This window comes from Superficieibacter sp. BNK-5 (assembly GCF_047456055.1).
In the GTDB taxonomy this organism is placed as follows: Bacteria; Pseudomonadota; Gammaproteobacteria; order Enterobacterales; family Enterobacteriaceae; genus Superficieibacter.
The window spans coordinates 1358969-1379531 of the sequence record NZ_CP179893.1 but is presented as its reverse complement, the minus strand read 5'-3'; the positions used below and the strand labels follow the sequence as shown (position 1 = coordinate 1379531).

Annotated in this window: 21 protein-coding genes; 10 read left to right on the top strand and 11 right to left on the bottom strand. The window is 53.8% G+C overall.

What is annotated here, in order from left to right:
- Positions 1 to 55: 55 nt before the first annotated feature.
- From dgoD to dgoR, 4 genes are read right to left on the bottom strand one after another with little or no spacing between them, the layout of a single operon-like run.
- Positions 56 to 1204: a galactonate dehydratase gene (gene dgoD / locus ACMGGS_RS06615; RefSeq protein ID WP_414165488.1), complete on the bottom strand. Its 1149-nt coding sequence runs from the start codon at positions 1202 to 1204 to the stop codon at positions 56 to 58.
- Positions 1201 to 1818, bottom strand: coding sequence for a 2-dehydro-3-deoxy-6-phosphogalactonate aldolase (locus ACMGGS_RS06610; RefSeq protein WP_194207670.1), 618 nt, complete (start codon positions 1816 to 1818; stop codon positions 1201 to 1203). Before ACMGGS_RS06610 ends, dgoD begins: the two co-directional genes overlap by 4 nt.
- Positions 1802 to 2680 carry a 2-dehydro-3-deoxygalactonokinase gene (locus ACMGGS_RS06605; protein ID WP_414165487.1) on the bottom strand — a complete coding sequence of 293 codons (879 nt, stop codon included), beginning with the start codon at positions 2678 to 2680 and terminating at the stop codon, positions 1802 to 1804. Before ACMGGS_RS06605 ends, ACMGGS_RS06610 begins: the two co-directional genes overlap by 17 nt.
- Positions 2677 to 3366 (bottom strand): D-galactonate utilization transcriptional regulator DgoR, encoded by a 690-nt coding sequence (dgoR, locus tag ACMGGS_RS06600; protein WP_176918522.1) that lies wholly within the window; start codon positions 3364 to 3366, stop codon positions 2677 to 2679. Before dgoR ends, ACMGGS_RS06605 begins: the two co-directional genes overlap by 4 nt.
- A 274-nt stretch (positions 3367 to 3640) precedes the next feature.
- Between dgoR and ACMGGS_RS06595 the strand changes: the two genes are divergently transcribed.
- Complete coding sequence (locus tag ACMGGS_RS06595) at positions 3641 to 4702, top strand: FAD-binding protein (protein WP_414165486.1); 1062 nt, start codon at positions 3641 to 3643, stop codon at positions 4700 to 4702.
- 87 nt (positions 4703 to 4789) lie between these two features.
- Positions 4790 to 5461, top strand: coding sequence for a hypothetical protein (locus tag ACMGGS_RS06590; RefSeq protein WP_414165485.1), 672 nt, complete (start codon positions 4790 to 4792; stop codon positions 5459 to 5461).
- A gap of 38 nt (positions 5462 to 5499) precedes the next feature.
- On the opposite strand, the gene yidA is transcribed toward ACMGGS_RS06590, so the two are convergent.
- The 5 genes from yidA to dnaA all read right to left on the bottom strand — a co-directional run bounded on the left by yidA (position 5500) and on the right by dnaA (position 12541).
- Positions 5500 to 6312: a sugar-phosphatase gene (gene yidA / locus ACMGGS_RS06585; protein WP_414165484.1), complete on the bottom strand. Its 813-nt coding sequence runs from the start codon at positions 6310 to 6312 to the stop codon at positions 5500 to 5502.
- Between the two features lie 211 nt (positions 6313 to 6523).
- Entirely contained in the window at positions 6524 to 8938 is a 2415-nt protein-coding gene (gyrB, locus tag ACMGGS_RS06580) for a DNA topoisomerase (ATP-hydrolyzing) subunit B (RefSeq protein ID WP_414165483.1), read from the bottom strand.
- A gap of 28 nt (positions 8939 to 8966) precedes the next feature.
- Positions 8967 to 10040 (bottom strand): DNA replication/repair protein RecF, encoded by a 1074-nt coding sequence (gene recF / locus ACMGGS_RS06575; RefSeq protein WP_414165482.1) that lies wholly within the window; start codon positions 10038 to 10040, stop codon positions 8967 to 8969.
- Entirely contained in the window at positions 10040 to 11140 is a 1101-nt protein-coding gene (dnaN, locus tag ACMGGS_RS06570) for a DNA polymerase III subunit beta (protein WP_176918527.1), read from the bottom strand. Before dnaN ends, recF begins: the two co-directional genes overlap by 1 nt.
- 3 nt (positions 11141 to 11143) lie before the next feature.
- Positions 11144 to 12541, bottom strand: a complete 1398-nt coding sequence (gene dnaA, locus ACMGGS_RS06565) for a chromosomal replication initiator protein DnaA (RefSeq protein ID WP_414165481.1) — start codon at positions 12539 to 12541, stop codon at positions 11144 to 11146.
- 591 nt (positions 12542 to 13132) lie between these two features.
- Between dnaA and rpmH the strand changes: the two genes are divergently transcribed.
- The 5 genes from rpmH (at position 13133) to mnmE (ending at position 16989) form a co-directional block, all read left to right on the top strand.
- Positions 13133 to 13273, top strand: a complete 141-nt coding sequence (gene rpmH / locus ACMGGS_RS06560) for a 50S ribosomal protein L34 (RefSeq protein WP_003023858.1) — start codon at positions 13133 to 13135, stop codon at positions 13271 to 13273.
- A gap of 15 nt (positions 13274 to 13288) precedes the next feature.
- Positions 13289 to 13648 carry a ribonuclease P protein component gene (rnpA, locus tag ACMGGS_RS06555; RefSeq protein WP_176918529.1) on the top strand — a complete coding sequence of 120 codons (360 nt, stop codon included), beginning with the start codon at positions 13289 to 13291 and terminating at the stop codon, positions 13646 to 13648.
- A complete protein-coding gene (gene yidD / locus ACMGGS_RS06550; protein WP_103676252.1) occupies positions 13612 to 13869 on the top strand; it encodes a membrane protein insertion efficiency factor YidD in 258 nt (85 codons plus the stop codon). Before rnpA ends, yidD begins: the two co-directional genes overlap by 37 nt.
- A gap of 2 nt (positions 13870 to 13871) precedes the next feature.
- Positions 13872 to 15515 (top strand): membrane protein insertase YidC, encoded by a 1644-nt coding sequence (gene yidC / locus ACMGGS_RS06545; RefSeq protein WP_414165480.1) that lies wholly within the window; start codon positions 13872 to 13874, stop codon positions 15513 to 15515.
- 109 nt (positions 15516 to 15624) lie between these two features.
- A complete protein-coding gene (gene mnmE / locus ACMGGS_RS06540; RefSeq protein WP_414165479.1) occupies positions 15625 to 16989 on the top strand; it encodes a tRNA uridine-5-carboxymethylaminomethyl(34) synthesis GTPase MnmE in 1365 nt (454 codons plus the stop codon).
- 134 nt (positions 16990 to 17123) lie between these two features.
- On the opposite strand, the gene ACMGGS_RS06535 is transcribed toward mnmE, so the two are convergent.
- Together ACMGGS_RS06535 and ACMGGS_RS06530 are read right to left on the bottom strand one after the other, a co-directional pair.
- The gene (locus tag ACMGGS_RS06535; RefSeq protein WP_414165478.1) at positions 17124 to 18437 is read right to left on the bottom strand and encodes a type II toxin-antitoxin system HipA family toxin; all 1314 of its coding nucleotides are present in this window, start codon (positions 18435 to 18437) and stop codon (positions 17124 to 17126) included.
- On the bottom strand, positions 18437 to 18706 hold the full coding sequence (locus tag ACMGGS_RS06530; protein ID WP_414165477.1) for a helix-turn-helix domain-containing protein: 270 nt from the start codon (positions 18704 to 18706) through the stop codon (positions 18437 to 18439). Before ACMGGS_RS06530 ends, ACMGGS_RS06535 begins: the two co-directional genes overlap by 1 nt.
- Positions 18707 to 18859: 153 nt before the next feature.
- On the opposite strand from ACMGGS_RS06530, the gene ACMGGS_RS06525 reads away from it, so the two are divergent.
- The 3 genes from ACMGGS_RS06525 to ACMGGS_RS06515 all read left to right on the top strand — a co-directional run bounded on the left by ACMGGS_RS06525 (position 18860) and on the right by ACMGGS_RS06515 (position 20529).
- Positions 18860 to 18997: a hypothetical protein gene (locus ACMGGS_RS06525; RefSeq protein ID WP_414165476.1), complete on the top strand. Its 138-nt coding sequence runs from the start codon at positions 18860 to 18862 to the stop codon at positions 18995 to 18997.
- Between the two features lie 182 nt (positions 18998 to 19179).
- On the top strand, positions 19180 to 19938 hold the full coding sequence (locus tag ACMGGS_RS06520; protein WP_414165475.1) for a 4'-phosphopantetheinyl transferase family protein: 759 nt from the start codon (positions 19180 to 19182) through the stop codon (positions 19936 to 19938).
- A gap of 24 nt (positions 19939 to 19962) precedes the next feature.
- Positions 19963 to 20529: an NADPH-dependent FMN reductase gene (locus ACMGGS_RS06515; RefSeq protein WP_176918535.1), complete on the top strand. Its 567-nt coding sequence runs from the start codon at positions 19963 to 19965 to the stop codon at positions 20527 to 20529.
- The last annotated feature ends 34 nt before the right edge of the window (positions 20530 to 20563 follow it).

Here is a 20563-nt window from a genome sequence, read left to right as displayed (position 1 = left end):
TTTTAAAAATAATGTCGTGCCTGCGACGTTTTTTATCGTCGCATTATTGGGCTTATTACCACTCGGCGACAGTTCCGTCCGCATGCCGCCATAGCGGATTACGCCAGTCCTGAACGTTTTTGCTCAGCTCAATCACTTTCTCTTCGTCAATTTCCACGCCCAGCCCTGGCTTCATCAATGGTTTAAAGAAGCCGCCTTCCATACTGAAGTCCTCTTTATTTTTCACAAAGTCGAGCAGCTCCGCGCCTTTGTTATAGTGAATGCCCATGCTCTGTTCCTGGAATACCGCGTTGTGCGACACAAAGTCGACGTGCAGACAGGCGGCCAGCGCGATGGGGCCGAGCGGGCAGTGCGGTGCCAGCGCCACATCGTAAGCTTCTGCCATGCCAGCGATTTTATAGCACTCGGTGATCCCGCCTGCGTGGGAGAGATCCGGCTGCAAAATCGCTACGCCGCCCGCTTCCAGCACGCGTTTAAATTCAAAGCGGGAGAACATACGTTCACCTGCGGCAATCGGAATATGGGTTTGCGCGGCCAGACGCGGATAATATTCTGCCTGCTCGGCTAATACCGGCTCCTCAATAAACAGCGGGCGATATTGTTCCAGCTCTTTAATTAATACTTTGGCCATTGGCGCGCTGACGCGACCGTGGAAATCAAGACCAAACTCAATTTCATTACCAAAGGCTTCGCGAATTTGCGCCACGGTATTAACCGCCGCATCCACTTTACGCGAATCATCAATAACGCCTAACTCTTCGCAACCGTTTAATTTAAAGGTATCAAAGCCAATTTTACGCAACGTGGTAATTCCTGCGATAGCGTCCGCCGGGCGGTCGCCGCCGACCCAGCTATAGGCTTTGATTTTGTCGCGCACCAGACCACCCATCAACTGCCAGACCGGGGCGTTGTGTACTTTACCTTTGATATCCCACAGCGCCTGGTCGATACCGGCAATGGCGCTCATCAGGATCGGACCGCCGCGGTAGAAGCCCGCGCGATACATTACCTGCCATAAATCGTTAATTCGCGCCGGGTCCTGACCAATCAGGTATTCGCCCAGTTCATGCACCGCCGCTTCCACGGTACGCGCCCGGCCTTCAATCACCGGCTCGCCCCAGCCGACAACGCCTTCATCGGTCTCTATTTTGAGGAACATCCAGCGCGGGGGTAAACGGTACGTGGTGAGTTTGGTAATTTTCATTTCACAGCCTCTCGATACGCTTTCACAAATGCGGCTGCCTGCTGCGCGGTGCGCTCGACGGGCTGTCCGGCGCGATAGAGATCGCTGCCCAGCCCGGCACCGACGCAACCGGCGTCAATCCACTGTTTTAAGTTCTCCGGCGTCACGCCGCCGACGGCGAATACCGGAATTTCCGGTGGCAGGACAGCTTTCAGCGCCTTGATATAGTCCGGGCCAAACGCCGAAGACGGGAAAATCTTCAGCGACTGCGCGCCCGCGTCAATGGCATCAAAGGCTTCGGTCGCCGTGGCGCAGCCAGGACAGACCGTCATACCGTGCTCCACCGCGCGGCGGATCAGTTCCGGTTTAATGTTGGGCGTCACCATCAGCGTGCAGCCCATTTCAGCGAGCTGGTCAACCTGCTCCAGCTTAAGCACGGTACCTGCGCCAATCAGCGCTTTATCGCCAAACGCCTTAACCATCGCCGGGATGCTCTTTTCCCACTCGGGGGAGTTCAGGGGGATCTCGACGGCTTCAAATCCGGCCTCAATAACTGCGGCCACATGGGCGTGCGCCTCGTCGGGTTTAATCCCACGAAGGATGGCGATAAGCGGAAGTTTATTTTGCCACTGCATGAGCGATGCTCCTTATTCCTGCCTGAAATGCGGCGTCGCCGCTCAGCGTCTGACTGCGACGCCCGAAAAGTTCAAATGCCCGCTGGTAGCGTGCGGTCAGTGACGGACTGGCGACAAGGGTGACGGCCTGCTGCGCCGGGACATCATCGCCCATGCTGGCGACTTCACTGCCAATCAGCAGACCGGAAAGAAATTCGCTCACCTGCTCGCGAGGCCGCACACCCAGCACGTGCGAGGCGCGGACTTCAAACAGGCGAGGCAGAATCTCGGGTGATTGCAGGCCGCGCTCCAGCCCGGCGTTAAACGCCTCCGGCGAGTCGGTCTGCTCCGGCAGGCCCGCGCCCACCAGCGTATGCTTAAGCAGCACATGGTGAAGTTCGCCGGTCATCACCGTGCGGAAATCCTCCACGCGATCATCGTTAACCCGTACCCACTTGCAGTGCGTGCCGGGCATTACGTACAACGCGGAAGGCATCAGCGTATGTGCGCCAATCAGTTGCGTCTCTTCGCCGCGCATCACGTTATGGTTATCGTCGCGGTTGATACACAGGCCCGGCACGATCCAGACGTTCTCCTTCACGCGGGTAAGTTGTTCGCCGATGTCGGCAAGGCGCGCCGGGCAGGAAAGGTAAGGTACGTTTACCCAGCCCGCGTTACTTCCCACCATCCCCGCCATCACAATCGGCGTGTCTTCCTCAGCCCAGCCTTCGGTGACCTGCGCCAACACCGCATCAAACGTGCGGCCGTTCAGACGGGTGATCCCGGCTTCCGACTGCCGGCTCTCCAGGCAATTATCGCCTTCATAACGCCAGGCGCGAAGGTTGGTTGAACCCCAGTCGATAGCAATGTAGCGTGATGTCATGTGATGTCCTTTAGCCTTCTGGTCGAGCTGGCAATCATTGTCAGCGCTGCCTGTTCTGCTGCGTTGCCGTCCTGATGCCGTATCGCATCGAACAGCGCCTTATGTTCCTGAAGCGTTTTTGGCATGTTGGCCTCATCGCCCATCCAGGTGCGTTCAAAAACCGCACGCTGTAGCGAGCTGATCGCCACGCTTAGCTGCTGCAATACCGGGTTATGGACCGCATTGAGCACCGCTTCGTGATAGCGAATATCCGCCTCGTTAAACGCATCCCGATCCTGGTTGTTGGCGATCATGTCGTTTAATGCCGCCTCAATCTGCGCCAGTTCGCTGGAGGTTGCCCGTTCTGCCGCCCAGCGGGCGATGGCAGGCTCCACCAGATTACGCACTTCACTCATCGCGCTAATCAGGCGCGGGTCGTAATCATTCTCCAGCACCCATTGCAGCACCTCGGTGTCGAGGTAGTTCCACTGGTTGCGCGCGGCGACAAATGCGCCGCGATAGCGCTTCGTTTCGATTAGCCGCTTTGCCGTCAGCGAGCGGAACACTTCGCGGATAATATTGCGCGAGGTTTCAAACTCTTCGCACAGATCCGCCTCAGAAGGCAGCGCGGCACCAGGGACATATTTGCCGCTCACAATCTGTCGCCCGAGAGTAACGATGATGCGGTCTGTCTTGGTAATGGTCATAGAAAGTCCTTAACGCGGTTTCGCTACCATTACTTTATCCCCGTTGATGTAAAAACCCCCAGCATTGACGTACAAATTTGTGTGTTCTTCATCGTTCTGTGAATGGATAGTAGTACAATCAATACGTGTCGTACTACAATTCAGATCACAAAAACGACAATTGGTAAAAAATTCGTTAAGAAATTTTTGTGTGCCGTTTTCCGCTTTTCACTTCACGCAGACTTCACCGCCGCCGGGTAATGTTGCGCCATGGCAACCTAAACCAGGTGAAAAAATGGAACATTTCGACGTAGCGATTATCGGCCTCGGCCCGGCGGGCGCAGCGCTGGCCCGACAACTGGCAAGCAGGATGCGGGTGATCGCACTGGATAAAAAGCGGGAACAGGGAACGGAGGGGTTTACTAAACCGTGCGGCGGATTGCTGGCTCCGGATGCGCAGCGCTCTTTGATACGCGCTGGCCTGAAATTACCGGTAAGCGTAATCGCCAATCCGCAAATCTTCAGCGTGCGTACCGTGGATTGCCAGTCGGGGCTGACCCGCAATTATCAGCGCAGCTATATTAATGTGAATCGCCACGCGTTTGATTTATGGCTGAAGTCGCTGATCCCTTCTGACGTCCGGGTGCATCACGACACGCTGTGCCGCCGGATCTGGCGCGACGAGGGGCGCTGGCATGTGCTTTTTAGCGTCGATGGAGAGGAACAGGAGATCACCGCCCGCTATCTGGTTGGCGCGGACGGCGCAAATTCCATGGTCCGCCGTTCTTTATATCCCGATCATGAGATCCGCAAGTATGTCGCAATCCAGCAATGGTTTGCCGAGAAACACGCCCTGCCGTTTTACTCCTGCGTTTTTGATAACAACCTGACCGATTGCTATGCCTGGAGTATCAGTAAAGATAGGTACTTCATTTTTGGCGGCGCATTCCCGATGAAAGAGGGTCAGGCGTGCTATGAAGCCCTGAAAGATCAGATGCAGGAAGGCGGTTATCAATTTGGCCCGGTCATCAAAACGGAAAAATGCACCGTGCTGTATCCTTCACGCTGGGCCGACTTTGTCTGCGGTCAGGAAAATGCGTTTCTGATCGGCGAAGCGGCCGGGTTTATCAGCGCCAGTTCGCTGGAGGGAATTAGCTATGCACTGGACAGCGCGGAGCGATTAGGCGATGTGCTTATCGCAGGCCAGCCCAATGCCAATAAGCGCTACCTTTCGGCGACGCGCGGACTACGGCTGAAGCTGTTGGGGAAAATATTCAAGGCCAAATTGCTGACGCAGCCACGGCTTCGCCTGGCGATAATGCGTAGCCGCATCAGCGATGTGCCAGTGCGGAATTAATTCGCTACGTTTACATTAAGACACCCTGATAAAGATGGAGTAATCTGTCCGCTGGATTTCAGGCGTCGTCATAAAAGGATGTAAATCATGCGAAATAAATATGTTATTAATATTGCCATATTATTTATGGCATTTGTATTATCTGGATGCAACACCGTCCTCTTATATAAAAGCACCGAAGGGGGAGGCGTTACCCAACAGAAATGGACCTCAGATACTGTCATCGGTTTGGGTTTAACCAAAGATGCAGACATGAAAGAAAAATGGGTTTTCATGGGTAAACAGTTTGACTATCTTCTCACCAGCGGCGGCGATGAAATGGTTAAACTGCTTCAGGATCAAAATATTGATCGCAAGGAACTCTCAGTCAACAAGTCAGTCGGCAAAGGAGGGTTCATAAGCGAAGTTAAATTTATTATCGATAAAGATAAAAAAACCTTCAGTGGTGATATTAATCTGCAATATTACATTAAAAATGATGACGATAAAAAAGCGATCGCGAAACATGGATTTATTTGTATTTCTTCGACCTGTCACCTGACGAAAAAAATACAGGGAACGATTCATACAAAAAATAAAAATCAGAAGGAGGCAAACATGATGACATTCTATCATCCATTTACGGTTGAGTTTTATCAAATTAAATATACGGGCGATCATACGGCCGTGAGAAGCGTGCTGACACCTTTTGCGATTACCGCAGATATTATTACTGCTCCGCTACAGTTACTTGTTGTCGCTATTGTTGCCAATAACTAAAATGCCCGTGCCCCGGCACTGACCGGGGCACTGCATCATTAATTCAGCACAAACTTCTCAATCGCATATGCCACGCCATCTTCCAGGTTAGATTTGGTGACGAAGTTAGCGATCTCTTTCACCGGGTCGATGGCATTATCCATCGCCACGCCCATTCCGGCGTATTCAATCATCGCGATGTCGTTTTCCTGATCGCCAATCGCCATAATTTCTTCCGGTTTGATCCCCAGCGCATCGGCCAGCGATTTCACTCCGGTGCCTTTGTTCACGCGTTTATCGAGGATTTCGAGGAAGTACGGCGCGCTTTTCAGCACGGTGTACTTCTCTTTTACGTCCTGCGGGATGCGGGTAATGGCTTTGTCGAGGATGGCCGGTTCGTCAATCATCATCACTTTCAGGAACTGCGTCGCCGGGTCCATTTTCTCCGCTTCACAGAACACCAGCGGAATGGTGGCAACGTAGGATTCATGGACGGTGTAGTAGCTGATATCGCGGTTGGCGGTATAGAGCGTGTTGCGATCGAGCGCGTGGAAATGCGATCCCACTTCTCGGGAGAGCTGTTCCAGATAGCGATAATCATCATAATTCAGCGCGGTTTGCGCCACGGTACTGCCGTCGCCCGCTTTCTGCACCAGCGCACCGTTATAGGTGATGCAGTAGTCGCTTTCCTGCTCCATATGAAGCTCTTTCAGGTACTTATGCACGCCTGCATAGGGACGTCCGGTGGTAAGCACCACGTTCACGCCGCGCTCACGTGCAGCGGCAATCGCGTTTTTAACGGCGGGAGAGATGCTATGATCCGGTAACAGCAACGTGCCGTCCATGTCGATTGCGATAAGTTTAATAGCCATGATATCCCCGATTAGATGAGTCCTGACTCATGCTAACGCGATTCCGCTCAAAAAACAGTAAAGAAAACGAGGATGGAAAAGGGAAGCCGAAGCCCCCTTTTATGCGCATGTGCGGGTGGGGTTCTGTAGGCCTGATAAGCGCAGCGCCATCAGGCATTTCGCAACACCTGCCGGATGCGGCTTGCGCCTTATCCGGCAGGGCGTTTACAGGTTAAATATCAATATTCGCCGCTTTCAGGGCGTTCTCTTCGATAAACGCACGACGCGGTTCAACGGCATCGCCCATCAGGGTGGTGAACAGCTGATCGGCGGCAATCGCATCCTTCACGGTTACGCGCAGCATACGGCGGCTTTCCGGGTCCATAGTGGTTTCCCACAGCTGTTCCGGGTTCATCTCGCCCAGACCTTTATAACGCTGGATAGCAAGGCCACGACGGGACTCTTTCACCAGCCACTCCAGCGCCTGCTCGAAGCTGGCAACCGGCTGACGACGCTCGCCACGTTCGATAAAGGCGTCGTCTTCGATCAGACCGCGCAGTTTCTCACCGAGCGTACAGAGGCGGCGGTATTCCGCGCCCATCACAAATTCATGATCCAGCGGATAGTCGGTATCCACACCGTGAGTACGCACGCGAATAATCGGCTCGAACTGCTGCTGTTCCGCATTTTCACGGATGTCGTATTTCCACACGCTGCCGTGCTGCTCGTTTTCGTTCAGAACGGTAATGAGCTGCGACACCCAGCGGGTCACGGTCTGCTCGCTGGACAAGTCGCCTTCGCTCAGCGTTGGTTGATAAACCAGCTCTTTCAGCAGCGCACGCGGGAAGCGACGCTCCATACGATTGATCATCTTCTGCGCGCCGTTGTATTCCGACACCAGACGCTCCAGCGGTTCGCCTGCCAGCGCTGGCGCATGAGCATTGGCATGCAGAGAGGCACCGTCGAGAGCGATAGAGATTTGATACTGATCCATCGCTTCATCGTCTTTAATGTACTGTTCCTGCTTGCCTTTTTTCACTTTGTACAGCGGCGGCTGAGCGATGTAGACGTGACCACGTTCAACGATTTCCGGCATCTGACGGTAGAAGAAGGTCAGCAGCAGGGTACGGATGTGCGAACCATCGACGTCCGCATCGGTCATGATGATGATGCTGTGATAGCGCAGTTTGTCCGGGTTGTACTCGTCGCGACCGATGCCGCAACCCAGCGCGGTAATCAGCGTCGCCACTTCCTGCGAGGAAAGCATTTTGTCGAAGCGCGCTTTCTCGACGTTGAGGATTTTACCCTTCAGCGGCAGGATCGCCTGATTCTTACGGTTACGCCCCTGTTTAGCAGAGCCGCCCGCCGAGTCCCCTTCCACTAAGTACAGTTCAGAGTGGGCCGGGTCGCGTTCCTGACAGTCCGCCAGTTTGCCCGGCAGGCCAGCCAGGTCCAGCGCGCCTTTACGGCGGGTCATTTCACGGGCACGACGCGCCGCTTCACGGGCACGCGCGGCGTCAATAATCTTGCCGACCACGATTTTGGCGTCGGACGGGTTTTCCAGCAGGTATTCGTTCAGCAGTTCGTTCATCTGCTGCTCAACGGCAGTTTTCACCTCGGAGGAGACCAGTTTGTCTTTGGTCTGCGAGGAGAATTTCGGGTCCGGCACCTTCACGGAAACCACGGCAATCAGCCCTTCACGCGCATCATCGCCGGTGGCGCTGACTTTGGCTTTTTTGCTGTAGCCTTCTTTGTCCATGTAGGCGTTCAGGGTACGGGTCATCGCCGCACGGAAGCCTGCAAGGTGCGTACCGCCGTCGCGCTGCGGAATGTTGTTGGTAAAGCAGTAGATGTTTTCCTGGAAACCGTCGTTCCACTGCAATGCGACTTCCACGCCGATACCGTCTTTTTCGGTAGAGAAATAGAAGATATTCGGGTGGATCGGCGTTTTGTTTTTGTTGAGGTACTCAACAAACGCCTTAATGCCGCCTTCGTAGTGGTAATGGTCTTCCTTGCCGTCACGCTTGTCGCGCAGACGAATCGAAACACCGGAGTTCAGGAACGACAGCTCGCGCAGACGTTTTGCCAGGATCTCATATTCGAATTCCACCACGTTGGTGAAGGTTTCATGGCTTGGCCAGAAACGGACCTGAGTCCCGGTCACGTCAGTGTCACCCATTACCGCCAGCGGAGCCTGCGGTACACCGTGCACGTAGGTCTGCTGGTGGATTTTACCTTCGCGGCGGATGACCAGTTCCAGCTTCTGTGACAGGGCGTTAACGACGGAAACGCCCACGCCGTGCAGACCGCCGGACACTTTATAGGAGTTATCATCGAATTTGCCGCCGGCGTGCAGGACGGTCATGATCACTTCCGCCGCCGAAACGCCCTCTTCCGGGTGAATACCGGTCGGAATACCACGGCCATCGTCCGTTACGGACACGGAGTTATCGGCGTGGATGGTCACGACGATATCTTTACAGTGACCTGCGAGCGCTTCGTCGATAGCGTTATCTACCACCTCGAATACCATATGGTGCAGACCGGTGCCGTCATCCGTATCGCCGATATACATACCCGGGCGCTTACGTACCGCATCCAGCCCTTTCAGGACTTTGATACTGGAGGAGTCATAAGAATTCGACATCAACGTTTCTCGCTCATTTTATCTTGGGTTAATCCGCTATTTTACCCTTTTCCACGGTGAACATCTTCGAATTTTTGTCCGACATGTCCAGAACGTGTTCAGCGCTAATGGCGCTGACGAAGACCTGCGACTGCGTGGCTTTTAAGCGGCTGGCAAGCAGTCCGCGACGCGCGTCGTCAAGTTCAGAGGCAAAATCATCTATCAGGTACAGGCAGCGCCGTCCGCTTTCGCGGGTTAAAAACTCCCCCTGCGCCAGTCGTAGCGCACACATCAGAAGTTTAAGCTGCCCGCGCGACAGCGTATCTTCCACCGGCGCGCCGTCGGCACGAATGCGGAAATCCGCCTTGTGCGGGCCGTGCGCGGTGTAGGTCAGCATTCTGTCACGCTCGAAGCTCCGCTCCAGCACCTCTGCGTAGTCGCTCTCTTTTTCCCAGCCGCGCTGGAAAGAGAAGGTGAGGGTGAACTCCGGTAAAAATTGTTTGCAGGTATCCGCCATGTCTTCGGCAATGGCGCTACTGTATTCGGCGCGCCAGCGGCTGATTTGCTCCGCCAGCGGGATCAGTTCTTTGTCCCACGGGCGCAGTTGCGCGTAGTGGCTCACCTGGCGCAGCGCGGCGTTACGCTGTTTAAGCAGCCGCTTGAGGTTGCTCCAGGCGGTAAAGAAACCGGCTTCGTTATGAAAGCATCCCCAGTCGAGGAATGCTCTTCTGTATTTGGGGCCACCGTTGAGTAAAGTAAACCCCTCCGGCGTAATAAGCTGCATCGGCATCAGGAGCGCCAGCTCTGCCACTTTATGACCGTCGGTGCCGTCAATACGCACCTTGCTGTCGCCCAGCTTATCTTTGGTCAGGCCGATGGAGACTTCCCGCTCTTCTCCCTGCAAACGTCCGTGCAGAATAAATGCATCCTGCTCATGGCGGATCACGCGGCCGATTTGCAAACTGCGAAACGCCCGGCCGTGGCCGAGCGTATAGATGGCTTCCAGCACGCTGGTTTTGCCGCTGCCGTTCGCGCCCACCAGGAAGTTAAAGCCGGGAGAGAGGGCGAGATCCGCGTTTTCGATATTGCGAAAATCGCGGATCAATAAACGCGAGAGGGACATTACAGTCTCATTGGCATGACAACATAAGCCGCGCTTTGAGAAGCGGCATCTTCGATCTGCACGCTCGACACGGAGTCCGTCAGCATAATGCGAACGTTTTCGCATTTCAGCGCGTTGAGCACATCAAGCACGTAGCTGACGTTAAAACCGATTTCCATCTCCGTGCCGGCGTAGGTGACGTCAAGAATTTCCTCGGCCTCTTCCTGCTCCGGGTTGTTAGCGGTGATTTTAATCTGGTTTTCACTCACGTACAGACGTACACCGCGAAACTTCTCGTTGGAGAGAATAGCCGCGCGGGCAAACGCCTGCTTGAGGATATCGCAGCCCGCTTCCAGATGTTTATCCGGATTTTTCGGCAGGACGCGGCGATAGTCCGGGAAGCGACCGTCAACCAGCTTCGAGGTAAAGATAAAATCGCCGACGTGCGCGCGAATGTTGTTACTGCCGATCTGCACGCGCAGCGGAGTATCGCCGCCGTCGAGCATCCGCATCAGCTCAATGACGCCTTTACGCGGCACGATCACTGAATGGTTAGGCAGCGATTCGCCGAGCGGCATGGAGCAAACCGCCAGACGGTGTCCGTCGGTGGCTACGGTACGCAGCTCTTCGCCTTCGGTTTCGAACAGCATCCCGTTCAGGTAGTAGCGCACGTCCTGATGGGCCATCGAAAACTGGGTGGCTTCAATCAGGCGCTTCATGGTCGCCTGCGGCAGCGTGAATTCGACTTCACTTTGCCAGTCGTCAAGATTCGGGAAATCTGCGGCAGGCAGCGTGGAGAGCGAGAAACGGCTACGCCCGGAGCGTACCAGCATCCGGTCGCCTTCCAGCTTGACGTCGATTTCAGCGCCTTCCGGCAAACCACGGCAGATATCAAAGAATTTACGCGCCGGTACGGTCGTTGCGCCCGGCTCGTGCGGCTGGTTTAGCGACACGCGTGCAACCATTTCCATTTCCAGGTCGGTGCCGGTCAGCGACAGCGTACCGTCCGCGACCTGCATCAGGAGATTACCCAGAATCGGCAGCGTGGGACGCCCGCCCAAAGGACCACTCACCTGCTGTAGCGGTTTTAATAAATGTTCACGTTCAACGGTAAATTTCATAGGTCACGACGATAATGTTCGGATTAAATTAGAGAAATCTTCTTTAATATCATGGCTTTCTTCACGCAACTGCTCGATTTTACGGCAGGCGTGGAGCACGGTAGTATGGTCGCGACCGCCAAAGGCATCGCCGATCTCCGGCAAGCTATGGTTGGTCAGCTCCTTTGCCAGCGCCATCGCCATCTGGCGCGGACGGGCTACCGAACGGGAGCGGCGTTTAGACAGCAGATCCGCCACTTTAATTTTATAGTATTCCGCCACCGTCTTTTGAATATTGTCGATGGTGACCAGCTTTTCCTGAAGCGCCAGTAGATCGCGCAGCGCTTCACGCACGAAGTCGATAGTAATCGCCCGTCCAGTAAAGTTGGCATTGGCAATCACGCGGTTCAGCGCACCTTCCAGCTCACGCACGTTAGAGCGCAGGCGCTTGGCAATAAAGAACGCCACTTCTCCCGGCAGGCGGATGTCGTTTTCGTCCGCCTTTTTCATCAGGATCGCCACGCGGGTTTCCAGCTCTGGCGGTTCGATCGCCACGGTCAGCCCCCAGCCAAAACGAGATTTCAGACGATCTTCGACGCCGTTGATCTCCTTCGGATAGCGATCTGAGGTAAGGATGATCTGCTGATTACCTTCCAGCAGAGCGTTAAAGGTGTGGAAAAACTCTTCCTGGGATCGTTCTTTATTGGCAAAGAACTGGATGTCATCGATCAACAGCGCATCGACGGAGCGATAGTAGCGTTTAAACTCTTCGATCGCATTGTTTTGCAGGGCTTTTACCATGTCCTGAACAAAACGCTCGGAGTGCATATAGACTACTTTGGCGTTGGGCTTACGGGCTACGATGCCATTACCCACCGCATGCAGCAGGTGGGTTTTACCCAGGCCGGTGCCGCCATACAGAAACAACGGGTTATACGCGCCGCCAGGGTTATCGGCCACCTGACGGGCCGCCGCGCGCGCCAGCTGGTTAGATTTACCTTCGACGAAGTTATCAAAGGTATGCTTGACGTTAACGTTGGAGCGGTAGGTCGGTGCGGCAGGCGCGGGAACGTTATCCCAACTGGAACGCGCGACCGGGACAGGACGCGGAACGTGAACCTGCGCCGTCTGAGCGGGAGCCGCCACGCTGACCGACCCTTTAAGAGTCTGGGAAACCGGTTTTGTGCCAACTTCAAAACGCATCTGCGGCGCGTCTGAACCGCAAAACTCATTAAGAAGTCCGTTGATATTATTGAGGTATTTGTCCCTTACCCAATCGAGTACGAAACGGTTTGGCGCATACAAAGCCAGCGTGTTATCGCTCAATTCCGCCTGCAACGGGCGTATCCACATACTGAATTCTGTGGCTGGTAACTCATCCTGCAATCGGGCAAGACACTGCTGCCAAAGCGAAAGTGACACGGCGGACTCCACTCGAACAAAAGTCGATAAATGACAAAGGCTGAAACGTTCATGATTGTTGACGCACGGCGAAAAGACCCACGTAAGGGTGACGTGCGAACCGCTATCTGCGGTTTTTACCCGATCCGGATCCAGTGATCCGATCGGGAGGCGGATCATAGCGTAAACTGAGCCAGAGATCTTCTGTTTCTCACAGATTCTTCCCGATTTATCCACAGGGAGGATCGCGACCGGCTAAGTGTAAACGATCCTGGCGGCATGAGGCACGATTTAGGCCGCATATCGGAAAAATTAATGAGCAACGACAAAATTTCTCTTAAATGATCTAACGAAGATCCGGTGGGATCCTTGCGCTTTAAGTGAGAGGCCGTATAATCCTCCACCCTGCGCGTTAGCCTGTTTTCAGCCAGGGTTTTACTCATGAAAACGTGCGAAAATACGCGGGATATAAGGAAAGAGAATTGACTCCGGAGTGTACAATTATTACAATCCGGCCTCTTTAATCACCCACACTGAGGCGTAAGTCGTTCGAAGTTTGTTCGGTTATACGCAGAAGTCAGTGAATTTATTCAAGTTTAGGTAGAAATCGCCATGAAACGCACTTTTCAACCGTCTGTACTGAAGCGCAACCGTTCTCACGGCTTCCGTGCTCGTATGGCTAATAAAAATGGTCGTCAGGTTTTGGCACGTCGTCGTGCTAAAGGCCGTTCTCGTCTGACCGTTTCTAAGTAATAAAGCTAACCCTGCGTGGTTAAGCTCGCATTTCCCAGGGAGTTACGCTTGTTAACTCCCAGTCATTTCACATTCGTCTTCCAGCAGCCACAACGGGCTGGCACGCCGCAAATCACCATCCTCGGCCGCCTGAATTCGCTGGGGCATCCCCGCATCGGTCTTACGGTCGCCAAGAAAAACGTTAAGCGAGCACACGAACGCAATCGGATTAAACGTCTGACGCGTGAAAGTTTTCGTTTACGTCAACACGAACTCCCCGCAATGGATTTCGTGATAGTGGCGAAAAAAGGGGTTGCCGACCTCGATAATCGTGCCCTTACAGAAGCACTGGAAAAATTATGGCGTCGCCACTGTCGGCTGGCTCAAGGGTCCTGATAGCCCTTATCCGGGTCTACCAACGCCTGATCAGTCCGCTGCTTGGGCCACATTGCCGTTTCACCCCGACCTGTTCGCAATACGGAATTGAGGCATTGCGCAGGTTTGGAATGATAAAAGGCAGTTGGTTGACGGTGAAACGCGTATTAAAATGCCACCCTTTACACCCGGGTGGTGACGACCCCGTCCCGCCCGGACCATTTGATACCAGAGAACACTAACGATGGATTCGCAACGCAATCTTCTAGTCATCGCTTTGTTGTTCGTGTCTTTCATGATCTGGCAAGCCTGGGAGCAGGATAAAAATCCTAAACCCCAGCAGCAGATCACGCAGACTACGACCACCGCAGCGGGTAGTGCCGCAGACCAGGGCGTACCAGCCAGTGGCCAGGGTAAACTGATTACGGTTAAGACCGATGTGCTGGAGCTGACGATCAACACCCGTGGTGGTGATGTTGAGCAGGCGCACCTGTTGACCTACCCGAAAGAACTGGGTTCTAACGAGCCGTTCCAGTTACTCGAAACCACGCCAGAGTTTATCTACCAGGCACAGAGTGGCCTGACTGGCCGCGATGGCCCGGATAATCCGGCCAATGGTTCTCGCCCGCTGTATAACGTTGACAGCGATGCGTTTGTGCTGGCTGATGGTCAGAACGAACTGACGATCCCACTGACCTGGACCGATGCCGCAGGTAACACCTTCACCAAGACGTTCGTCCTGAAACGCGGCGAATTTGCGGTGAACGTTAACTACAACGTGCAGAACGCCAGCGCTAAGCCGCTGGAAGTGTCTACCTTTGGTCAGTTGAAGCAATCCATCGATTTGCCTGCTCATCGCGATACCGGCAGCAGCAACTTTGCGCTGCATACCTTCCGCGGTGCGGCGTACTCCACGCCGGACGAGAAGTATGAAAAATACAAATTTGATAAAATTGCCGACAACGAAAACCTGAATCTGAGTTCTCAGGGTGGTTGGGTTGCCATGTTGCAGCAGTACTTCGCGACCGCGTGGGTACCGCCAGCTAACAGCGCTAACAGCTTCTATACCAGCAATCTGGGTAATGGCGTTGCAGCGATTGGTTATAAATCTCAGCCGCTGCTGGTTCAGCCGGGTCAGACGGGCAATCTGGGCAGCACCCTGTGGGTTGGTCCGGAAATTCAGGATAAAATGGCGGCCGTTGCACCGCACCTGGACTTGACCGTAGATTACGGCTGGCTGTGGTTCATCTCTCAGCCGCTGTTTAAACTGCTGAAATGGATCCATAGCTTCCTGGGCAACTGGGGCTTCTCCATCATCATTATCACCTTTATCGTTCGTGGCATCATGTACCCGCTGACCAAAGCGCAGTACACCTCCATGGCGAAGATGCGTATGCTGCAGCCGAAGATTGCGGCCATGCGTGAGCGTCTGGGCGATGACAAGCAGCGTCAGAGTCAGGAGATGATGGCCCTGTACAAAGCTGAGAAGGTTAACCCGCTGGGTGGCTGCTTACCGCTGGTCATCCAGATGCCTATCTTCCTTGCGCTGTACTACATGCTGATGGGTTCTATTGAACTGCGTCATGCGCCGTTCGCCCTGTGGATCCATGACCTGTCCGCACAGGACCCGTACTACATCCTGCCGATCCTGATGGGCCTGACGATGTTCTTCATTCAGAAGATGTCGCCAACCACCGTGACCGACCCGATGCAGCAGAAGATCATGACCTTTATGCCGGTCATCTTCACCGTGTTCTTCCTGTGGTTCCCGTCAGGTCTGGTGCTGTACTATATCGTGAGTAACACCGTGACGATTATCCAGCAGCAGCTGATTTACCGTGGTCTGGAAAAACGTGGCCTGCATAGCCGCGAGAAGAAAAAATCCTGATTCGGTCCCTGTTGTAGGCCGGGTCAGCGAAGCGCCACCCGGCAAAAGGAACAGAGATAAAGGGCGGTCATCTGACCGCCTTTTTTATTGGTAAGCAAAGAGACATAACATGAGCCATAACGACACTATCGTAGCCCAGGCCACGCCTCCGGGACGCGGCGGCGTGGGCATCCTGCGCATCTCCGGCCTGAAAGCTCGCGACGTCGCGCAGGCCGTACTGGGGAAATTGCCTAAGCCGCGTTACGCCGACTATCTGCCGTTTCAGGATGCGGACGGCACGGCGCTGGATCAGGGCATCGCGCTATGGTTCCCCGGCCCCAACTCTTTTACCGGCGAAGATGTACTGGAATTACAGGGACATGGCGGCCCGGTTATTCTCGATCTGCTGTTAAAACGTATCCTGACCCTTTCCGGCCTGCGCATCGCGAAACCCGGCGAGTTCTCCGAAAGGGCGTTTCTCAACGACAAGCTGGATTTAGCCCAGGCAGAAGCGATTGCTGACCTGATTGACGCCAGTTCTGAACAGGCGGCACGCTCAGCGCTAAATTCGCTTCAGGGTGCCTTCTCCGCGCGGGTGAATCATCTGGTGGAAGCACTCACTCACCTGCGGATCTACGTCGAAGCGGCCATCGACTTCCCGGACGAGGAGATCGACTTTCTTTCCGACGGCAAAATCGAGGCGCAGCTTAACGGCGTGATGGCGGATCTGGACGCGGTACGCGCCGAAGCACGTCAGGGCAGCCTGCTGCGCGAAGGGATGAAAGTGGTGATTGCCGGACGTCCCAACGCGGGTAAATCCAGCCTGCTGAACGCGCTGGCCGGGCGCGACGCGGCAATTGTTACCGACATCGCCGGCACCACGCGCGACGTATTGCGCGAGCATATTCACATCGACGGGATGCCGCTGCACATCATCGACACCGCCGGGCTGCGCGAAGCCAGCGATGAAGTTGAGCGCATTGGTATTGAGCGCGCCTGGCAGGAGATTGAACAGGCGGACCGCGTGCTGTTTATGGTCGACGGCACCACCACCGATGCGGTAGATCCGGCAGACATCTGGCCGGACTTTATCGCCCGTCTGCCCGCAAAACTGCCTATTACCGTGGTGCGTAACAAGGCCGATATTACTGGTGAGACGCTGGGCTTCAGTGAAGTGAATAATCACTCACTTGTTCGCCTCTCGGCCCGCACAGGTGAAGGCGTTGACGTCCTGCGTGATCATCTCAAGCACAGTATGGGCTTTGATACCCAGATGGAAGGCGGTTTTCTTGCCCGCCGTCGTCATTTGCAGGCGCTGGAAGACGCGGCGAACCATCTTGAGCAGGGCAAAGCGCAACTGCTCGGTGCCTGGGCTGGCGAATTGCTGGCGGAGGAGTTGAGGCTTGCTCAGCAAAGCCTGAGCGAGATCACCGGCGAGTTTACCTCGGATGATTTGCTGGGACGGATTTTCTCGAGTTTTTGTATTGGGAAATGATCTTTAAGCATGCCTTTCACTACCCGCATTAACGCTTGTTAATGCGGTCTTACGCGCTCAAAGGGTGCACTCAGACGCTTTCCTTAAAGCAATCAGAAAATTTCGGCTGGCATTTTGACGCTTTATTACATCTATCATCCTGAAGTTAGCCGTCTCGCTTTCATCTGAATTCCATCCAAAATAGCATCACGGATAGGTGCTGGAAAATCAGCGGGAAGCTGGTTTTTTATTTTCGTCACAACGGCATCTATTGACTGAGCAAACTCACTTAAGATGTTTTCCATTGATTCCCTGGCAAACCCGACTGCCTCTGCCGTCTGGAAAAAATGTCGGGGGAAGATCTGTTCAATAGCATATTTCCTGCCTCTTGAGCCTGTGAGTCCCATGGCAAGTTTAACGTCTCTGCGGTCAATACCTCTCCCACCCATCGCCGGGTACATAGAGAGAATGTCATAGTAGGGCGTCAGACGATATCGTCCCTGTGATTCAATAAACAGGGAAAAGTTTTTCGCGTGTCCATCCGTTGCGGCTAATAGCCAGAACAGTACCTGGGCTTTCATAAAGCTATAGCGATCTCTTGCAGGATCAACAGCCCCTAACAGAACTGACATAATGGCGGAAATGCCCGGACCGCCATGATTTTCATATTTTTGTGCGGAAGGAATATTTAAGACCTGGCAAAAATCCTCTTGAGGCAACCGCATGATCCAACTGCCATCCGAGGCATATTTACGATCGAAGCGCTCTACCGCCAGCGCTTTTATCTTGCCCACCTTGAGCATAAAGCACTGCGGTACTGGCAGGCCAAACTCCCTGGCAATCATCATACACAGATATTCATTCTCAACGCTGTCAGACATATCAATCGAGAAAGAGTGACTTTCGATCTTGCCAATCGGTAATTTGATGATGTGTGTGGTGGGCGTAGCATTAACGGGCAGGCACCAGCGATTATCAAGATAAAGAAGTGCGGTTTTTTCCTGTGCACCCGCAATAGAGATACGAAAATCATCTTCTGCGTCGATCATTCCCAACGGCGCATCAGCCTGGTATCCCGTCAATATACTTTCGAGCTTTTCCCCGGATAGGTTTTTGTATTCAATGCGTTTTATATCGCTAACAACCGTACCCTGCTGCACAAGTTGCAATGCTCCCACGCTGTCTTTCCCCACCTTAGCCAGGAGATCAAACGGCTGTGTTGAATCTGCGTGGTGTCTGGTGAGAATGCGTCTTCTGATATCCGGATTGTCTGGTAGTAAATTGTCGAAGAAGTTATAGGCCTCATCACCTTTATAGGGTTGATGTCGCAGCGGCATAGAGAGCGATATGGGGCGACTACCCGCCAATACAAGCCAGTTTTCATCATAGGAAAAATGATGTGCACCGCTACCTGTTTTGGTAAAAACACCTACCCTGTAGCCATTCATATAAACATCAAGCGCGGCCATTACCACTCTTCCTTCCAGGATGATGTTGTAACAGAGACGCCATTATTGTCTGCATCTGCGTTTCTGGGGGTAATGGTAAGCTCTAAATTCAGTGCTGACAGGATTTTAAAGAAGGTTTCCAGCCTGGTAGAATCAGGATGTAACTCGAAATTTGATACCGTATCCTGACGGATGCCCACTTTGCTGGCGACTTTACCTTGTGAAAGCTTCTGCATAAGGCGGATATCTTTCAGTAAAGTGCTAAGTTGTTTGGTGTTGGTGACTTGCATCAAGTTATCCCGGCGGTTACAGACGGTAAAATAGATATTACACGCTGTGGCAGGTAAAACAACATTTACCTGCCTAAACCGGTAAACAGGGCTTCATCAACTGTAGAATATTAGGATAATGACGTTTATCAGCCTACAGAAAAGGAGATCATCATGAGTATGGATTACTGGCTTCAGGTTTTTGATAACGGCGAAGACGGCTTTTTTCCGCCGGATATGATTGAAACGCTGGGGGAGCCTCGTCTTATTACGTCGATCCAGGAGCTATTTGTGACCAGGCCATTCGGCTGATTGACTTATTGGTTATAAAACGTTGCCGCCCGGTTTTTCGCAAAAAGTGCCGCCCGTATCAAATGAATTGTAAAAATGAGGTTCAGGATCTTCTCATTTGCTTCGTTTGCGTTTAAAACGAAAGCGGTTAACCGGCAGTATGCTTTTCTTCTTTACCACTGACCATTATCACGGAGCGAAAAATGGCTACGCACTTTGCACGAGGGATCCTTGGCGACGGCTATCTTATCTCTACGCGCCTTTCGTCAGTCTGTCATAATCAGGCCCGCCTGTTGCCTGAACACCGGCGGACGCGTTTTCTGGCCTCCAGAGCGCTGCTGGCTGAACTGATGTTTATGCTGTACGGAATTAGCGAATTGCCGGAAATCACTGTTCTGCCTGGCGGACGTCCCCTGTTCCGTGATAGCACCCTGCCTCGTTTTTCTATTGCTTACACCGGTAATATTGTCGGCGTGGCGCTAACGACCGAAGGCGACTGCGGGCTGGCGCTTCAGCGTTCAACGCCACGTTTTCATACCGCCCAGACGACCGATCGCTATAACTTCACCAGTAATGAAGCGCTGTGGATCAATAACCAGAGCGATCCGAATGAAGCCAGCGCGCAGCTTATGGCGTTACGTCAGAGTGTGCTGAAGCTGACGGGCGAGGTTGAAAGTAATTCTCCCGATATTCTGCAACTGCTGCCCGGCTCAGGGCGTTTGCGCGCGGCCAGCGTCGCCAGAATAGAGGCGGTCTGCGATGCTGAGGACGTGCTGGTGTGGTCCGTGGCCGTCACGCCCGCCATTGAGCGCCTGAAGGTCTGGGAATATAGCGGTAAAGGCAACTGGCGCTGCCTGCCGGATGCGCAGGTGCGCGCCAATGAACCTGCCGCTCGCCTGATGCGTTTTACCAGCATAGCTTCCGAAAAAGCGTTTACACTCAACGAATCCGATCAAAAGTAATCTCCATAACACGAAGGAGTCATTATGTCTGATACGTTGAAAGTTGTTACGTTGTTGGGAAGTTTGCGCAAAGGGTCATTTAACGCGATGGTGGCGCGAACACTGCCGAAAATCGCCCCGGCGAACATTCAGGTAAGCGCATTACCGTCGATTGGCGATATTCCCCTGTACGATGCGGATATTCAGCAGGAAGAGGGGTTTCCGGCGAGCGTAGAAGCGCTGGCGGAACAAATCCGCCAGGCAGACGGCGTGGTTATCGTCACGCCGGAATATAACTATTCCGTACCGGGCGGCTTAAAGAACGCTATCGACTGGCTTTCTCGCCTGCCTGAGCAGCCGCTGGCGGGCAAACCCGTGCTCATTCAGACCAGCTCGATGGGTGCCATTGGCGGCGCGCGCTGTCAGTATCATTTGCGTCAGATTCTGGTGTTTCTCGACGCGATGGTGATGAATAAGCCGGAGTTTATGGGCGGCGTGATCCAGAATAAAGTGGACCCGCAGACGGGCGAAGTGATTGACCAGAGCACGCTGGATCATCTGACCGGACAGCTAACGGCGTTTGGCGAGTATATTCAGCGGGTGAAAGCCTGAAACAAAAAGCCCGGCACTGGCCGGGCTTCAGTTA